General features: G+C 55.8%; 1 protein-coding gene. It reads left to right on the top strand.

Annotated elements, in window-relative coordinates:
• Positions 1 to 328, top strand: a 328-nt coding sequence (locus AB9K34_RS00040) for a replication initiator protein A (protein ID WP_369952461.1), incomplete at both ends; no start/stop codon positions are given.

Here is a 328-nt window from a genome sequence, read left to right as displayed (position 1 = left end):
CGCCCGCTGGAGCGCCGCCTGTATGAGATCGGTCGCAAGCACTGCGGTAGCCTGTCGAAATGGCACATCGGCCTCGCTAAGCTTCAGGAAAAGACCGGCAGCAACGCCCCCCTGAAGAAATTCCGGCTGAACATTCGTCAGATCATCGAAGACGATCACATGCCGTTCTATTACATGGAGTTGACAGTAGATGACCTGGTGATCTTCCGACCACGCTCAACGCAGAGCGAACTCCTACCCGATATCCGACTGCCTGAATGGGCCGAGGACAAGGCGAGAGATATCGCCAGAGAAAAGGGTCGGGACTACTACGCGATGAGATCGGATT

Source organism: Sedimentitalea sp. XS_ASV28 (assembly GCF_041224545.1).
Taxonomy (GTDB): domain Bacteria; phylum Pseudomonadota; class Alphaproteobacteria; order Rhodobacterales; family Rhodobacteraceae; genus Sedimentitalea.
This window is presented reverse-complemented; position numbering and strand designations above follow the sequence as displayed.